Below are 15,215 nucleotides of genomic sequence, written 5' to 3' on the forward strand. Positions count from 1 at the left end.
TAAATTAAAATCTAGTTGGTATAGCCAACTTTGATTTTGATGATACTATGATAATGGAAATAATTGATATTACTAAAACAAGTGATGCTATGACTCCAAATTCAGGTACTACTACTCCGTCTTTAATTTCAACTTGAATTGATTTTTTAATCTCTGATGCTGGCCCTTGATTTGCAGTAATTATATACATGCCGTCTTCTTTCCACATTGGACCCCCTGTCTTAATCTGTACTTCAAAATTTCCATTAATTCCTGGTGTTACTTGAGCTATCGTCATTAGATTTCCTATAGGAGAATTGACAATTAGTGTGATATCTGAGCCTCTCAAACTCGTATTTCCAGTAATTGTAATTACATCTGAGCCGTTTACTGCATCAGCAATCAATGTGATTCCATTTGATGCCATTGGTACTTTTCTCTCTACTGTTTCTTCTTGAGTTGTATTTGGAATTTCATTTCTTAGTATTGCTTGGGCTACGACTGTAAATTGAGTGGATGCTGTTACTTCTGAATCTTCATGACTTGCTGTAATCAAATATGTCCCAGCCTTAAAACTTGGAATTGGATGGTTTAACAATTTTTTAAATTCTCCGTTATCTCCAATTGCTAAAAGTGGAGCAAAAACAAGTGCTCCATCTGGGCCAATTATTCTAAGTTTTACTGGTTTGAATTCCGATACATCTGTAATCTTACCTGTTATCCAAATAGAATCCAATGCTTTGATTTTTTCTGATGATACTTGTAATTCTAAAGTTGGTTCTGCAAATGCTGATGTTGAAAGCATCCCAATTATCACAAAAGCAAACAATGCAATCTTTAGCATTTTTTTAATTGAATCAAAACTGTATATGAATGATTTCTAATATTGTGTGGTAATCTTCTTAACCTTTTATTTTTGGCAAAAAACTATGTTTTTCTAAAGTTTAATCTGAAAATTCCACAATGGCATCAATTTCAGTCATTGAATCTAACGGTAGACAAGCTACTCCAACTGCAACTCTTGCATGTTTTCCTTTTTCACCGAATATCTCAAAGAGTAAGTCTGATGCCGGATTGATAACTTTGGGATGTTGTGTAAAATCTGGCATAGAATTTACAAATCCTGAAAGTTTCACAATTCTTGTAACTTTGTCCAAACTTCCAATTTCTCTTTTAATTTGAGCAAGTATGTTAATTGCACACATTCTGGCAGATTTTTGGGCAGTCACTAAATTGTCATCTGAAACTTTCCCTGTGAAGATTACCTTTCCGTCTTCCATTGGAATTTGACCTGAGATAAATAACAAATTACCTGTACGTATAACCGGAACATATGATCCTGCAGGGGTGGGTGGGTTTGGAAGTTTAACTCCTATGGATTCTAGTTTTTCTTCAATCATGATTATCATGCTTAATTTGGGTCTGATTTTAGTATTTTGAATTTATCAAATGTATCATTTTGAAATTAAAAATAATTAGAAGATTTTGTATATGTGAAAAATTTTCTATTCATTGTCACTAGAGGCGTTTTATGATGAGGATCTAGTAAATGTCTCTGGTGACACTTGAAAATTATTTTTATATTTTTAGATATCCTGCTTTTGGAATTTTACCTGTAAATTCTCGTTGTAACACTATTCGTTCTTGAGTTTTTCGACCCTCGAGCAATCTGCGATTTATCTCTTCCATGAATTCATTAATTTGCTTAAAACATTTTGTTATTTCTTTTTTTAATTCTTTGTCCTCGCTATTTTCTTTGGTCCATAGTATTGATGATGCTAATTCAAACATACTTCCCATACTGATTAGTAGTGATTCATAGTCTGACTTTGTATATTTACTAAATTTATACGAACTGAGATTTTTTGATATGTCCAAAAATATTTTTTTATTCTCTAAATTTTTAATTGCAGAATTTATTTTAGATTCATATGTGAAAATGTTGTTATTGATAAAACCAATGTGCTCTTCAAATGAATAATGATAATACTTTACATAATATGCATCATCCTTGTAGCCATGTTTTTTAATGTGACCTAGCAGTTCCATTTTTTTTAAAATTTCTTTCAGCTTACTTTTTTTGAATCTTTTTTTGTTATTTAGGCAAGTTTGCCACAAGTCTCCTAGATAATTTTTTTCATCATTCATACATTCTAAAATATATTCAATTGAAATCATTTGCATGGCCTATCTCTTTAATGGAATTATTTATTGGTGATGACTGAAATTTTTACTCCCATGGAGCCTACTGATCATAACATGGTATGAAAACTGAGTATTTTGTACATCTTTCTTACCTACTATTGTAATGAATGTTGATCTCAAATTCATAATTGTAATGCTGTATCATGATGAAGAATTAGATGAGGAAGAATTGAATAAATGCTTTGCAAAATTTGATTCTAAGACTATTGAACTAATTCTGCAAGAATACAAAGATGATTGATAGTGAAAAACTAGCAAATACTGTTTCTGCATTTATTGAGAAAAACCTCTTAGGAAATGTTCCTTTTCAAAGCACTTCAGACTTTATTGCATATATTGCCTATAAAGAGTCTCAAAAAAAATTCAACACTAATTCAAAATAATTTGAATAGTTTTTTTAATTTTTAGTTATTTTGATGTGGACTTTTTCGCCTTTGTTTGAATTATTTTGATATATTGTTCTTGTTTTGTATCCCTGTTTTTGAAGGCATCCATCTAAAATTGATACCCATGGTAATGAATGTCCGCTGTTTAATTTTGATTCTATTGTGATGTTTTTAGTATTTGCCTCAAAATTAACATGGCCTGAACACGTGATTTGCATTATTGCATCAATAATTTCAATCACGTCATCTAGTGTTTTTGATTTTAAAGACACTCCGTTCTTCTCTAAAAGTTTGAACATATCTGCTTCTGGTTTTTTAGATACCATTGTAGAATTTAGTAAATATGGTAAGCCTACTTCATTAACAATTTTAATAATTTTGTAAATCTCTTGCGCTTCAGTTTTTGTCATATCTCCCAATGCTTTTGTCTTGATTGCATTTTTCCAAATATTGGAAAATATTTTTTCTTGATTTACTCCCAAAATATCTGTAGATGAAAAGATTGCGCCTTTACCATTACTATTATCCACCATTAGCAGTTCTGTTTCATCAAAAATGAAGCAGTTTTGTGTAATGTCTGATGCTCTGATTTCGACTCCATCTGGAATCACTCTAAATGATTCAGAACAAATTTGAGATGGTGCTACTAGAACTTTAACATCTAGATTTCTTCGTAATACTGATAACAATTGTTCTTTGCATTCAGCTAATAATCCAAAACCCCATTGGTCAGTCATAATTTTGATTGATGATTTTGAACCTTCAATCATTGTTTGTAATTGTGATAAAACGTTATTCGCACTTAAATGAAAATATCTTTTTTCTTCAGAGCCTCGAGTCTTTCTACTTTCTTCACTTGCTTTCTTTAAATTAGAAATCAAAGAATTCATGGCGTTTACCTTATTGATTTGTTCATGAATTATTCCATCAAAAGCATCTTCAGGAGCAATTGCTGTACACATAATTGGTTTACTTTTTGAAATGATGACTAGTTTTTTATTTTCTAATTTTAATAATGTTGGGTAAATTTTTGTTCTTGGAATCTCTGAATAATATGCAAGATCTCCTGCTGAAATAGTGCCTTTTGCTATTAATGCCACATATGCTTGTGCTTCATATTTGCTTAATCCAAACTCTTCTAGACTGACTGTCAAAACGTGCTCATTTACCATGATTTTCTTTGATTTGTTATTAGGTAAAATTGAGAGCTAAATTCCTTTACACAAATACTCAAAAAAAATCAAAATTGTATCTGTTGATAGGTGTAACTGTGGTTACTAAAATATTTGATACATCGTCCTCAAATACAAAATTTAGAATTGTTAGTCTGTATGTTGGTAAAATGTAGTATTAATTCAATAGAAATTGAAAACATCTCTCATTCTGTAACTCTTGTTCCACGATTAGAATATTCTATAAATATACTCAATGATGTAATTGATGTTCTTAACGATAAACAAATTCAAATAAAAAATTCAAATCAAGATTTAGTTCATGATTTTGATGAATTAGATAAACTTCATACTGCTGCATTAAAACTAGAGCATCTTGTAACGTTTTCTTTAGAGATATTACTTTCTGTACAAAAGAACATGGGGAGAATTTCAAACATAAGTAGCATACCTGAAATCTTACCCTCTACAATTCCTATGATTAGAACTGTTAGTGCACAACTTTTTGAATTTATTCCCAACTGTAGCCAAAAACTATCTGAAATCTCAGTTCATTTGGGAAGTATTGTAATAGATTCTGCTGCTTTAACTACTGCTAGATTTGATTTTAGTCAATCAAATTATGAATCTTCATCTAAACTTAATGAAGTAAAATTGATGGTGGACTCTAAATTAAGTAAGCAGTACCCTAATCTTGATTTTTTGAAATTATGCAACACCTGATATGCTAAATCAAAAACGAGATTTTTCAAAAGACATAGAACGAATAAAATCTATTTCCTCAATAATTGACAAAAAACTATCTGAAGTAAAACCTTCAGAGTATTCAAAAATTGATAAACTCTCCTTGGAAGAACTACAAGATCTGGATAAAATTGTTGGAATTGCAAATTTTATGATGTGTAAATATGCCGATAAGAAAGAAATGTGCTCAATTTTAAAGCATTTCACCTCAATAATTGATGAAACTGCCGGCTCTCTTGAAGATTTGGATAGTGAAGTTTCTGAATTAATACTCTCTGCTGAGGATTCTATTAACAAAGTCAAAGACATGCATGTCAATATCTCAGACAAGTCTGATTTTAAAAAAAAATACCTTGATGGTCCTGACTATAATGAACATGAAACAAGTGCAATTAATTTAACCAATTTTGTGACAGAGATTAACACAGTAGAATACCAACAAAATTCTCGAGAGGAAACTGCGTAGGTAATTAGAATGAGTTTAGCCCCCCAAGAATTAGAAAACACAGCAAGCAAATATGCTTCTGAAGCCATCAAATTTGATTCTCAGGGTGCTCGTGGAATGGCAATCACACACTATCAGCATGCAATAGATGCTTTGGTAAAACTATTACAGCTTTATCCTACTAGTAAACTAAACCAAATTTACAAAGACAGATGTAACTCTTACCATGGTAGAATTCAATCATTACAGCAATCTCATGGTGTTGAACCTGCAGTTGATCCAAAAGCTTCTGATTCAGAACAAAAGAAATCTGTTCAGAGACAAGAAAATGAAAATGATTTTGAAGAATTAGTTATGAAAGAAAAACCTGATGTTACTTGGGATCAAGTAATTGGTTTAGATGATGCTAAAAGTGCATTACGTGAATCTATAGTTTATCCTACTAAAAGACCTGATTTGTTTCCTCTTGGATGGCCAAAAGGAATGTTACTTTATGGTCCACCTGGTACAGGAAAAACAATGCTTGCAGCAGCCACTGCAAATGAGATGGATGGCTATTTCATTAATGTAGATGCATCATCAATGATGAGTAAATGGCTTGGTGAAGCAGAAAAAAATGTCTCAAAACTATTTGCTATGGCAAGACAATATGCTGAAAAAGAAGGAAAACCTGTTATTTTATTTGTAGATGAAGTGGACTCTTTGTTAGGTTCTAGAAGTAGTGAAGTCGGTGGAGAGGTGAGAACTAAAAACCAATTCTTAACTGAAATGGATGGAGTTAATGGAAAAGGTAAAGATTTGATGTTGTATGTAATTGGTGCAACAAATAAACCGTGGAGTCTTGATTGGCCTTTCCTTAGAAGATTCCAAAAAAGAATCTATGTGTCATTACCTACTCAAGTAGCACGAGAAAATCTATTTCAACAATATACTGCTCCGTTGAGTAAACATATCAATGTAAACAATACTGAATTGGCAAAATTATTTGATGGATACAGTGCAAGTGACATCAAGGATGTATGTCAAGCAGCACAAATTAAGACCGTTCATGAAATTTTTGATGCTCCTGATTATCATGAACCAGTTGAAGGTGAGACGCCTATTCAACCAAGAGATCTAACAACTGCTGATTTCAAAAATATAATGGAGAGAAGAAAACCTAGTGTTTCAATTGATATGATTCGCGCTTATCACAAATGGAGCGAAGAGTTCCAAGCCCTCTGATTGGTTATTCTTATTTTGCGATCAATTTTTTGAATTTTATTTACGCATAAAACTTAAATTCATAATAACTCGGACTTTACGAGGGTCACAATTACTACAAAGAAATCAAACCACGCAAACAAGTTTGGAAAACTGATCTTTGGTGATGGTACTGTTCTTGATGGTCACGGTTTTGGTTATTCTACAACTGTTTTTGGGGAAATTGTTTTCAATACCGGAATGGTCGGCTATACTGAGGCCTTAACTGATCCATCGTATAATGGCCAAATTCTCACTTTGACTTATCCTTTGGTTGGAAATTATGGCGTTCCCGATCCATCAATTGTTGATGAAGATGGGATTTCAAAATTCTTTGAATCTGATCAAATGCAAATTCGTGGGTTGGTAGTTCATGAATTATCTTTGACTGCAAGTCATTGGAATCTTTCTATGACTTTGGATGAATGGATGAATAATGAAAAGGTGCCTGGAATTTCTGGAATTGATACTCGTGAATTGACCAAAAAACTTCGGACAGGTGGAGTGATGATGGCAGCATTAGTTGTATCTGACACTGAGATTGATGTTGAATCTGTTAAAAAACAATTAGAATCTGCAAAACATTATGATTCTGAACAATTCATGGATGTAGTTTCTACAAAAGAAGAACAAATCTACGGTGATGAAGAAAAGTCTGTAGTTGTAATTGATACTGGTGCAAAAAATGCTATTTTAAGAAATGTTCGTGAGCTTGGTTACAAAGCAATCTTAGTTCCATGGAATACTACATATGAAAAAGTAATGTCGTATAATCCTAAAGGTGTTGTACTTAGTAGTGGTCCTGGTGATCCACAAAAATGTCCTGATACTATAGATACTGCAAAAAAATTAATTGAAAATAATATTCCTACCTTGGGTATTTGTTTAGGTGCACAAATTATTGGCATTGCAGGAAATACAGAAACTTACAAACTAAAGTATGGGCACAGGGGACAAAACAAACCTTGTGTTAATTTAGAAAATAACCAAGTCTATGTTACAAGTCAGAATCATGGGTATGGTATAACTCCTGAATCTATTGAAAAATCTGACTTTAAATTATGGTTTACTAATGCAGATGATAAAACTGTTGAAGGAATAAAACATAAAAAACAAAGTTGCATTGCAGTACAGTTTCATCCAGAAGCTGCTCCTGGACCTTTTGATTGTAAATTTGTCTTTGAAGAACTCAAAAAACTAATGGAGAAATAAATAATTGCCAAAGAATGAATCTCTAAAGAAAATCCTTGTACTGGGAAGTGGCGCAATTAAAATTGGTGAAGCTGGGGAGTTTGATTATTCTGGAAGTCAATGCCTTAAAGCAATACACGAAGATGGAATTAACAGTGTTTTAATCAATCCAAATGTTGCAACTATACAAACAGATACTCGATTTGCAGATAAGGTGTATCTTCTTCCAGTTAATGCCGAGTATGTAGAATCTATTATCGAAAAAGAAAGACCTGATGGAGTTATGTTGGCATATGGAGGGCAAACTGCACTAAACTGTGGAGTGAATCTTAATGAATCTGGAATTCTGAAAAAATATGGTGTTAATGTACTTGGAACTCAGATTGCAGGTATTCAAAAAACCGAAGACAGGCAGCTTTTCAAAGATTCTATGAATGAATGTGATGTTCCTGTATTGAAAAGTAAAACTGTCAATAATTTTGAAGATGCTAAAAAAGCAGCCGAAGAACTTGAATATCCTGTAATAATTCGAGTTGCCTATACTCTCGGAGGACGAGGCGGCGGTGTTGCCTATAATGAAATTGAATTGCATGAAATTGTTGAACGAGGTCTCAAAGCGAGTATGGTCAAACAAGTACTAGTTGAAGAATACATTGGTCATTGGAAACAAATTGAATATGAGGTAATGCAAGATTATGATGGAAATAATGTAATTGTTTGTAATATGGAAAATGTTCTTTCTATGAAAGCCCATACTGGTGATAACATTGTTGTTGCACCATCACAAACAATTGATAATCATGAATATCATATGCTACGTTCAGCTGCACTTCGTGCAACAAAACATGTTGGTATAGTTGGTGAATGTAATATTCAATATGCTTTGGATCCTGATTCTGCTAAATATGTTGCAATTGAAATCAATCCTAGACTTTCTCGTTCATCTGCATTGGCAAGTAAAGCAACTGGTTATCCATTAGCATACATGTCTGCAAAAATTGGTTTGGGTTATAATTTATCTGAACTGGTAAATAGAATTACAAAAAACACCACTGCTTGTTTTGAACCTTCCCTTGATTATATTGTATGTAAACATCCTAGGTGGGATTTTGATAAATTTGAACTTGTAAACAGACGACTTGGTCCTACAATGAAATCTGTTGGAGAGGTGATGGCAATTGGTAGAACTTTTGAGGAATCGTTCCAGAAAGCAATTCGAATGTTAGACATTGGAAATGATGGATTAGTTTTGAATCGTACGAATGGAACTAAATATACTGAAGAAGAAATCGAATACAAATTATCTCATCATGATGATCAAGTTCTATATCACGTTGCGATTGCATTAAAGATGGGAATTACTGTTGAACGAATTTACAAATTATCTACAATTGATCCTTGGTTTATAGAAAAAATTAAAAATATTGTGAATGTTGAAGAGAAACTAAAAGATTCTGAACTCAATGAATCTTTAATGTGGGAAGCAAAAAAATCTGGTTTTTCAGATAAACAGATTGCACGTGCAAAAGACAAAACTCCTGATGAAATTCGTGATTTGAGAAAGAAATTAGGCGTAATTCCTTCGGTTAAACAAATTGATACCCTTGCAGCAGAGTGGCCTGCAGTTACAAATTATTTGTATTTGACATATGGGGGTCACTCCAATGATGTAGTAATTCCTCAGGCTGAAAGGGGAGTAATTGTACTTGGTGCAGGTCCCTACAGAATAGGAAGTAGTGTTGAATTTGATTGGGGTACTGTTAACATGGTCTGGGGTCTTCAAGAAAATGGTGAAAAAAGTGTTTCAGTGGTAAATTGTAACCCTGAAACCGTTTCAACTGATTATGATATTTGTACAAGATTATACTTTGAAGAATTAACTCAGGAACGAATTTTAGATATTACTGAATTTGAACATCCAAAGGGAATTATTACTTGTGTTGGGGGTCAAACTGCAAATAACTTAACTCTTGGTCTTGCACAACATGGAGTAAATATTTTGGGCACTAGTGCAGAAGATGTTGATAGAGCCGAAGACCGTTCTAAATTTAGTGCTGAACTCGATAAACTTCACATTCAACAACCTAGATGGCAGGCATTTTCAAATCTCAATGAAGCAAAATCTTTTGCTCAAGAAGTTGAATTTCCAGTAATTGTTAGGCCATCATATGTTTTGTCTGGTGCTGCAATGAAAGTTGTTTGGTCTCAAGAAGAACTAAAAACATATGTCAAGGCAGCCACTGATGTATCCCCTGATCATCCTGTGGTGATTTCTAAATTCATGTTAAACTCACTTGAAGTTGATGTAGATGGGATTAGTAATGGAAAAGAAGTTGTAATTGGTTCAATAGTTGAACATATCGATAGTGCTGGTGTTCATTCTGGTGATGCAATGATGGTAATCCCTCCTTGGCGTCTTAGTAACAAAACTATTGAAACAATTAATGAATATTCCAAAAAAATTGCTTTAACCTTTAATGTTAAAGGACCATTTAATTTACAATTTTTAATTCATGATGATCATGTGTATGTGATAGAACTAAACATTCGTGCATCACGTTCAATGCCTTTTGTATCAAAATTGGTCAAAACAAACTTAATTTCGCTTGCTGCTAAGGCTATTTTGGATAAACCTCTGCCTAAAATTCCTGAAAATAAATGGCAAAAAATCCACAATTATGGAATAAAGGTCCCACAATTCTCTTTCATGCAATTAGAGGGAGCTGATATTGCATTAGGTGTTGAAATGCAATCTACTGGAGAAGCCGCATGTTTTGGAAATAGTTTCTATGATGCATTATCCAAAGGATTGACATCTGTTGGTTATAATCTTCCAGACAAAGGTTCTGCTCTTGTCACTGTAGGTGGTGCACAAAATAAAGAAAAACTAGTTCCAACAATTGCTAAATTAAAACAATTAGGATTTAAAATCTTGGCAACAGAACACACTGCAGAATTCTTTGAAGAGAAAATTGGTCAGATTGAAATTGTTCATAAAATTTCAGAACCTGAACGAAAACCAAACATCTCTGATTTATTATATGAACGAAAAATTGATTTTATTATTAATATCCCAAGTACGTCTACTTTAGAAAAATATGTGGGAATGCTTGATGATGAATATCAAATAAGACGAAAATCACTTGAATTGGGTATACCTGTCTTAACTACTATTGAATTGGCAGATTCTTTTGTAAAAACATTGGAATGGTTAAGAACAAACAAAACAACAAAAGATCCAATTGAACCTTATGACAAGTATGAGTAATTATAATAAACATAAACACAAGTATTCTATAAAATGACATGGCAAAAAAATTTTCTGATGATGAACTTGATGAAGTTCTAAGTAAAATTGAAAAATTTAATTCTGATGGAATTCGTTTTATTCATCTAAAAAATAATGTAAAGATAAATTTTGTAAAAATAAAAATTGCAGAATTTAAACTCAAAGATATTTTGGTTTTTCTGGATGAAAATGGATTAGTTCAAAGAATTCCTTTTGATGACAAACCTGGATTCCATGATCTAACATTATATCGTATTTCTGAAAAAGGACGTGACTTAATTTCTAAATTTACTCGTGATCCTAATGATGATTGGAATAAGAGTAGTTATTCATCAGAAGTTCAATGTCAGAACTGTGGCTATTCATACAAAACCCGTGTTTTATATTCTGAAACTGTTAAAAATTGGGCAAAATTTCAACGATGTCCTAATTGTGCAATGAAGGGAACATTGACAGCAAAAATTGTTTGATTAAATTACTTGGTTGATGTTTGATTCATTTCCAATAATTGTTCCATCTAGAGTAATTATTTTTGCTTTAGTTATTTCATCAATTTTATTAATTATTGGGGAAATAGATTTTTTGTATTGTTTTCTGTGAGTTGCATAAAAATATTTGTTAAATGATGGTACAATTGTTATTTCAATTTCCCCTGATTTGTTTGGAAAAATATTTTCCTTATCTGTTTTAATTGATACCCAAACTCTTTGACCGTTGATTATGGAATCTTCTTGAAAAAATACTGGATGAAGATGACCCATGATAATTTTATCGACATGTGAAAAGTTTTCTGAAGGTAATGTGTGACCATGTGTTAGTAAAATATTTTCTTCAACCATTCCTGTTGAACTAATCATTGTAATGTTGTCTGGGACTAGTCTCTGGATATTTGCATCATGATTTCCAGGAATTAATACCACATCACATTTCTCTCTAATCTTTTTAAAAAACAAAGGAACTTCATCCCATTCATTTTTCGATATGCTTTTGATACTTGACTTGATATCTCCTAACATAATTACTGAATCTGGTTTTTCTGAATCTATAATATCTGATAATTCTTGAATAGATTCATTGATTGTTGAATTTTTACCAACAAAAATTTCATTTGATGCCATATTGCTTTCAAATCCGATATGGATGTCTGTAACTATGAGATTCTTTTTTTCACCTTCTAAAAGCAGTACAGGTTTTGATGGAACGATTCTTGTTTGTAACATCAAAGTTATACTGAAGATATGTGATTAAACCCTTATGAGTAAAGATTTGGATCGAGTTCAGTCTTTAGTTTCTGAAAAACGAGTAAAATTGCATATCTTTGAGCCCACACAGCGTAAAATTTGGTCTGTTGTTGGAAAAGGTGAAGAACATTGGATTGATCCTAATTGTAATTATTGTTCTTGTCCTGGTTTCTATTTTGGTAAATTAAATGGGAAACTGACTTGCTATCATCTTGAATCTGCACAATTGGCTAGGAATGAAAATAAAATTGAAGAAATAATTTTTTCTGATGATGAATTTTCTGATTTTCTTAGAGGATTGATTTCTGATTTATAATTCGAACCTGTTAATAACTAGAAATTCTTCATAATATTATGGATGAAGACCAACAAAATTCTGAAATAGAAAAAATTGCAAATCTTATGGTTCATGATGATATTTCACCTGATGAGCAGGATGTTGCAAAATTAGAAAAATACAAAAATCAGATCAAGGATGACTGCGATCTTGATGATGAAAGTGCCTTAAAGATGGTTTATGAGACATTACTTTATAGAAAATTAAAAAATTCTGATTCTAGTGATGTTTTAGAAAAAGGTAATGAGTTTGGTGCTGGATTCAGCTAACCTACTCTAATGGTATAGTGTCGATATCATCTTTTGAGACTCCTTTCCAAAGACCAATCATTCCTTCTGGCTCTACTTCTTCAACTTTAGTGATTTGTTGAATCTTGATGTGATCTGGGTTTGGAGGCATCCATAACATTGCCATATAATCTCCAACTTTTCCTATTTTAGTTGGTGAGGCCATGATGACTTTATCTGCTACAAATCCTTTTGCAGTCAATGCGTTTGTTGCTTTTTCTTTAAGATCTATTTTTCCATGTAGGAACAAATAGACATCTTTTTGAGTGTCAATTTCTGCCATGATTTGACTGATTTTTTAAACTAAATCAACCTTCCTGATCTGACTGTCCCAAAAAGGGTTAAATTAGAACGTGCGAAATTCACAACTGTGAAAATCTTCACTGTTGGCAGCAAATCATTTGTAACTAGCTTTCAATTAGCTGGAATCCCTGGAAAAATATCTGAAAATCCACAAAATGCCCTTGAAGAAATTAAGACATTAACTGATGACTCTGATGTTGGACTTGTTTTGGTTAGTGATGATATTACAGAATCTATCAGTGATGAGTTAACTGCATTACGGGCTGAAAAATCTACTTTGGTATTTGCATTACCTGCAACTGGAAGTGAAAAAACTGAAATTGATTACAGAGTAATGTTGAAAAAGATTCTTGGTGTATAATCTTCTTATAATCAAATTTCTAATGTTTTACCATGAAAAGTGCATCCGTTAAAGAAGCATCTGTAGTTTCTGTTGATGATGTAGAGAAACCTCAGTTAACTTCTGGTGATATCTTGGTCCAGATGCAAGCTTGTGGGATTTGTGGGTCTGATTTGGAAAAAGTTTTTGGGCAATATGGACAACCCTCAATGCGATTAGGACATGAACCATCTGGAATAATATTGGATGTTGGATCTGATGTAACTGAATTCAAAAAAGGTGATAGAGTTTTTACACATCACCATGTTTCGTGCTATGATTGTCATTATTGCAATCATGGAAATGAAACAATGTGTAAAAAATATTCTGAAACTAATCTTTCTCCATGTGGGCTATCTGAAGAATTTGTAGTTCCTGCATGGAACGTTTCACATGGTGGAGTTTTAAAAATTTCAGATTCTCTAAGTTATGAAGAAGCCGCAATGATTGAACCTTTAGCATGTTGTGTTAGGGCATGGTCTAAATTTGCATATCGCGAAGGTGATTCCATTGCAATTTTTGGAGTTGGCCCCACTGGAATGATGCATGTAATGTTGGCACATGCAAAAAAATTCTCAAAAATTTTCTGTTTTGATGTAAATAATTTCAGATTAGATTTTGCAAAAAAATTCAACATTACCAATTCTATTTCTTCTATGGATGAAAATCGGAAACAAAAGATTTTAGATAATACTGCTGGACAAGGAGTTGATGTGGCAATTGTTGCTACCAGTAGCCTCAAAGCATTAGATGATGCTATTGATATGACTAGAAAAGGAGGCACTGTAATGATGTTTGGGGTTCCATCAAAAGGTGCAAAATTGGATTTAGATATGAATAAAATTTATTCTAAGGAAATAACTTTGGTAACCAGTTATGCTGCATCTGATTCAGATACTAAAGAGGCATTAGATCTTATTGAATCCTCTCAAATTGATGTTAAACAACTAATCACTCACACTTATTCTATTTCTGATTCTCAAAAAGCATTTGATCATGCGCGTACTGGTGAAAATGCAATGAAGATAATTATTACAAAATAAGAAAGGCTTAAGAAGGGATTTTCATTCTTTCAAAATCGAAGAAATATGGATTGGGGATTACAAAATAGAATTTCACGTATTATTAAACCACAAAACAATCGTGCATTAATGTTGGCAGTTGATCATGGATATTTTCTTGGTCCAACTGAAAAACTTGAAAATCCAAAAAAAGTAATTGCACCACTTTTGAAATATTGTGATTCTTTAATGGTTACAAGGGGAGTTCAAAGATCTTCTGTTTCTGCAACCACTGATACTCCTATGGTCTTGAGAGTTTCTGGAGGTTCTAGTATCATAGGTGAGGATTTATCTCAGGAAGACATTACTGTCAGCATTGAAGATGCACTTAGATTAAACGCTAGTGCCCTTGCAATGTCTATTTTTGTTGGTTCAAAATATGAATATCAAACTATTATCAATCTTGGAAAATTAGTTAGTGAGGCAGAAAAATATGGATTACCTGTTTTAGCAGTAACTGCAGTTGGAAAAGAACTAGGTAAAGATGCTAGATATCTTTCATTAGCATGTCGAGTTGCAGCAGAACAAGGTGCTCATATTGTTAAAACATACTATTGTGATAATTTCGAAAAAGTAGTTCAATCATGCCCTGTCCCAATAATTGTAGCCGGTGGAAAAAAAATCCCTGAACGTGATGCCTTACAATTAACATTTAATGCAATTAAAGGCGGTGCAGTGGGTGTTGATATGGGTAGAAACATTTGGCAATCTGAACATCCGGTTTCTATGATTAAAGCTGTTAGGGCAATTGTACATAATAATCAAAATGTTGATCAAGCTTTCAAATTATATCAAAAATTAGTTAGTGAAGAACCTAAAAACAAATCAAACAAACCTAATCAAAACAAACCTAATCAAAACAAACCTAATCAAAACAAACCTAATCAAAACAAACCTAATCAAAACAAACCTAATCAAAACAAACCTAATCAAAACAAACCTAATCAAAACAAA

General features: G+C 32.5%; 18 protein-coding genes and 1 pseudogene. 13 read left to right on the plus strand and 6 right to left on the minus strand.

Annotated elements, in window-relative coordinates:
* Positions 1–4: 4 nt before the first annotated feature.
* From ACW9W4_RS05335 to ACW9W4_RS05345, 3 genes are all read right to left on the minus strand, one after another.
* The gene (locus ACW9W4_RS05335) at positions 5–823 is read right to left on the minus strand and encodes a PEFG-CTERM sorting domain-containing protein (protein ID WP_457761431.1); all 819 of its coding nucleotides are present in this window, start codon (positions 821–823) and stop codon (positions 5–7) included.
* Between the two features lie 100 nt (positions 824–923).
* The gene (locus ACW9W4_RS05340; protein ID WP_457761432.1) at positions 924–1,379 is read right to left on the minus strand and encodes a RidA family protein; all 456 of its coding nucleotides are present in this window, start codon (positions 1,377–1,379) and stop codon (positions 924–926) included.
* A 178-nt stretch (positions 1,380–1,557) separates the two neighbouring features.
* Positions 1,558–2,163 carry a hypothetical protein gene (locus tag ACW9W4_RS05345; RefSeq protein ID WP_457761433.1) on the minus strand — a complete coding sequence of 202 codons (606 nt, stop codon included), beginning with the start codon at positions 2,161–2,163 and terminating at the stop codon, positions 1,558–1,560.
* 124 nt (positions 2,164–2,287) lie between these two features.
* Here ACW9W4_RS05345 and ACW9W4_RS05350 point away from each other — a divergent pair, with 124 nt between their 5' ends.
* Positions 2,288–2,425 carry a hypothetical protein gene (locus tag ACW9W4_RS05350; RefSeq protein ID WP_457761434.1) on the plus strand — a complete coding sequence of 46 codons (138 nt, stop codon included), beginning with the start codon at positions 2,288–2,290 and terminating at the stop codon, positions 2,423–2,425.
* Positions 2,418–2,567 (plus strand): hypothetical protein, encoded by a 150-nt coding sequence (locus tag ACW9W4_RS05355; RefSeq protein WP_457761435.1) that lies wholly within the window; start codon positions 2,418–2,420, stop codon positions 2,565–2,567. The genes ACW9W4_RS05350 and ACW9W4_RS05355 overlap by 8 nt, the downstream gene beginning before the upstream one ends.
* Positions 2,568–2,581: 14 nt before the next feature.
* Here ACW9W4_RS05355 and ACW9W4_RS05360 read toward each other — a convergent pair whose 3' ends face one another.
* Positions 2,582–3,742, minus strand: a complete 1,161-nt coding sequence (locus tag ACW9W4_RS05360; protein ID WP_457761436.1) for a TrmB family transcriptional regulator — start codon at positions 3,740–3,742, stop codon at positions 2,582–2,584.
* A gap of 159 nt (positions 3,743–3,901) precedes the next feature.
* Here ACW9W4_RS05360 and ACW9W4_RS05365 point away from each other — a divergent pair, with 159 nt between their 5' ends.
* The 6 genes from ACW9W4_RS05365 (at position 3,902) to ACW9W4_RS05390 (ending at position 11,123) form a co-directional block, all read left to right on the plus strand.
* The gene (locus ACW9W4_RS05365) at positions 3,902–4,465 is read left to right on the plus strand and encodes a hypothetical protein (protein WP_457761437.1); all 564 of its coding nucleotides are present in this window, start codon (positions 3,902–3,904) and stop codon (positions 4,463–4,465) included.
* 1 nt (position 4,466) lies between these two features.
* The gene (locus ACW9W4_RS05370; RefSeq protein WP_457761438.1) at positions 4,467–4,952 is read left to right on the plus strand and encodes a hypothetical protein; all 486 of its coding nucleotides are present in this window, start codon (positions 4,467–4,469) and stop codon (positions 4,950–4,952) included.
* 9 nt (positions 4,953–4,961) lie between these two features.
* Positions 4,962–6,155 carry an AAA family ATPase gene (locus ACW9W4_RS05375; protein ID WP_457761439.1) on the plus strand — a complete coding sequence of 398 codons (1,194 nt, stop codon included), beginning with the start codon at positions 4,962–4,964 and terminating at the stop codon, positions 6,153–6,155.
* Between the two features lie 132 nt (positions 6,156–6,287).
* Positions 6,288–7,385: a glutamine-hydrolyzing carbamoyl-phosphate synthase small subunit gene (gene carA / locus ACW9W4_RS05380; RefSeq protein WP_457761461.1), complete on the plus strand. Its 1,098-nt coding sequence runs from the start codon at positions 6,288–6,290 to the stop codon at positions 7,383–7,385.
* A 4-nt stretch (positions 7,386–7,389) separates the two neighbouring features.
* A complete protein-coding gene (carB, locus tag ACW9W4_RS05385) occupies positions 7,390–10,632 on the plus strand; it encodes a carbamoyl-phosphate synthase (glutamine-hydrolyzing) large subunit (protein ID WP_457761440.1) in 3,243 nt (1,080 codons plus the stop codon).
* A gap of 38 nt (positions 10,633–10,670) precedes the next feature.
* Entirely contained in the window at positions 10,671–11,123 is a 453-nt protein-coding gene (locus tag ACW9W4_RS05390) for a hypothetical protein (protein ID WP_457761441.1), read from the plus strand.
* Here ACW9W4_RS05390 and ACW9W4_RS05395 read toward each other — a convergent pair whose 3' ends face one another.
* On the minus strand, positions 11,124–11,873 hold the full coding sequence (locus tag ACW9W4_RS05395; RefSeq protein WP_457761442.1) for a metallophosphoesterase: 750 nt from the start codon (positions 11,871–11,873) through the stop codon (positions 11,124–11,126). It lies immediately after the preceding gene.
* 34 nt (positions 11,874–11,907) lie between these two features.
* Here ACW9W4_RS05395 and ACW9W4_RS05400 point away from each other — a divergent pair, with 34 nt between their 5' ends.
* Both ACW9W4_RS05400 and ACW9W4_RS05405 read left to right on the plus strand, forming a co-directional pair.
* Entirely contained in the window at positions 11,908–12,210 is a 303-nt protein-coding gene (locus ACW9W4_RS05400) for a hypothetical protein (protein WP_457761443.1), read from the plus strand.
* A 38-nt stretch (positions 12,211–12,248) separates the two neighbouring features.
* Positions 12,249–12,500: a hypothetical protein gene (locus tag ACW9W4_RS05405; RefSeq protein ID WP_179362168.1), complete on the plus strand. Its 252-nt coding sequence runs from the start codon at positions 12,249–12,251 to the stop codon at positions 12,498–12,500.
* Between the two features lies 1 nt (position 12,501).
* On the opposite strand, the gene ACW9W4_RS05410 is transcribed toward ACW9W4_RS05405, so the two are convergent.
* On the minus strand, positions 12,502–12,801 hold the full coding sequence (locus tag ACW9W4_RS05410; RefSeq protein ID WP_457761444.1) for a hypothetical protein: 300 nt from the start codon (positions 12,799–12,801) through the stop codon (positions 12,502–12,504).
* An 87-nt stretch (positions 12,802–12,888) separates the two neighbouring features.
* Here ACW9W4_RS05410 and ACW9W4_RS05415 point away from each other — a divergent pair, with 87 nt between their 5' ends.
* The 3 genes and pseudogenes from ACW9W4_RS05415 to lsrF all read left to right on the plus strand — a co-directional run.
* Positions 12,889–13,182, plus strand: a complete 294-nt coding sequence (locus ACW9W4_RS05415; RefSeq protein ID WP_179362166.1) for a V-type ATP synthase subunit F — start codon at positions 12,889–12,891, stop codon at positions 13,180–13,182.
* A gap of 32 nt (positions 13,183–13,214) precedes the next feature.
* Positions 13,215–14,243, plus strand: coding sequence for a zinc-dependent dehydrogenase (locus tag ACW9W4_RS05420; RefSeq protein WP_457761445.1), 1,029 nt, complete (start codon positions 13,215–13,217; stop codon positions 14,241–14,243).
* Positions 14,244–14,282: 39 nt separating this feature from the next.
* Positions 14,283–15,215 (plus strand): annotated as a pseudogene (gene lsrF / locus ACW9W4_RS05425) (3-hydroxy-5-phosphonooxypentane-2,4-dione thiolase); the annotation flags it as partial.

It is taken from the genome of Candidatus Nitrosopumilus sp. bin_7KS (genome assembly GCF_054095835.1).

Coding starts and splice junctions, on each gene's coding strand:
- ACW9W4_RS05410 (WP_457761444.1), bottom strand. CDS start 12,801: ATGGCAGAAATTGACACTCAAAAAGATGTCTATTTGTTCCTACATGGA.
- ACW9W4_RS05405 (WP_179362168.1), top strand. CDS start 12,249: ATGGATGAAGACCAACAAAATTCTGAAATAGAAAAAATTGCAAATCTT.
- ACW9W4_RS05345 (WP_457761433.1), bottom strand. CDS start 2,163: ATGCAAATGATTTCAATTGAATATATTTTAGAATGTATGAATGATGAA.
- ACW9W4_RS05340 (WP_457761432.1), bottom strand. CDS start 1,379: ATGATTGAAGAAAAACTAGAATCCATAGGAGTTAAACTTCCAAACCCA.
- ACW9W4_RS05370 (WP_457761438.1), top strand. CDS start 4,467: ATGCTAAATCAAAAACGAGATTTTTCAAAAGACATAGAACGAATAAAA.
- ACW9W4_RS05420 (WP_457761445.1), top strand. CDS start 13,215: ATGAAAAGTGCATCCGTTAAAGAAGCATCTGTAGTTTCTGTTGATGAT.
- ACW9W4_RS05350 (WP_457761434.1), top strand. CDS start 2,288: ATGAATGTTGATCTCAAATTCATAATTGTAATGCTGTATCATGATGAA.
- ACW9W4_RS05390 (WP_457761441.1), top strand. CDS start 10,671: ATGGCAAAAAAATTTTCTGATGATGAACTTGATGAAGTTCTAAGTAAA.
- ACW9W4_RS05400 (WP_457761443.1), top strand. CDS start 11,908: ATGAGTAAAGATTTGGATCGAGTTCAGTCTTTAGTTTCTGAAAAACGA.
- ACW9W4_RS05355 (WP_457761435.1), top strand. CDS start 2,418: ATGATTGATAGTGAAAAACTAGCAAATACTGTTTCTGCATTTATTGAG.
- ACW9W4_RS05365 (WP_457761437.1), top strand. CDS start 3,902: ATGTTGGTAAAATGTAGTATTAATTCAATAGAAATTGAAAACATCTCT.
- ACW9W4_RS05360 (WP_457761436.1), bottom strand. CDS start 3,742: ATGGTAAATGAGCACGTTTTGACAGTCAGTCTAGAAGAGTTTGGATTA.
- ACW9W4_RS05375 (WP_457761439.1), top strand. CDS start 4,962: ATGAGTTTAGCCCCCCAAGAATTAGAAAACACAGCAAGCAAATATGCT.
- ACW9W4_RS05395 (WP_457761442.1), bottom strand. CDS start 11,873: ATGTTACAAACAAGAATCGTTCCATCAAAACCTGTACTGCTTTTAGAA.
- ACW9W4_RS05335 (WP_457761431.1), bottom strand. CDS start 823: ATGCTAAAGATTGCATTGTTTGCTTTTGTGATAATTGGGATGCTTTCA.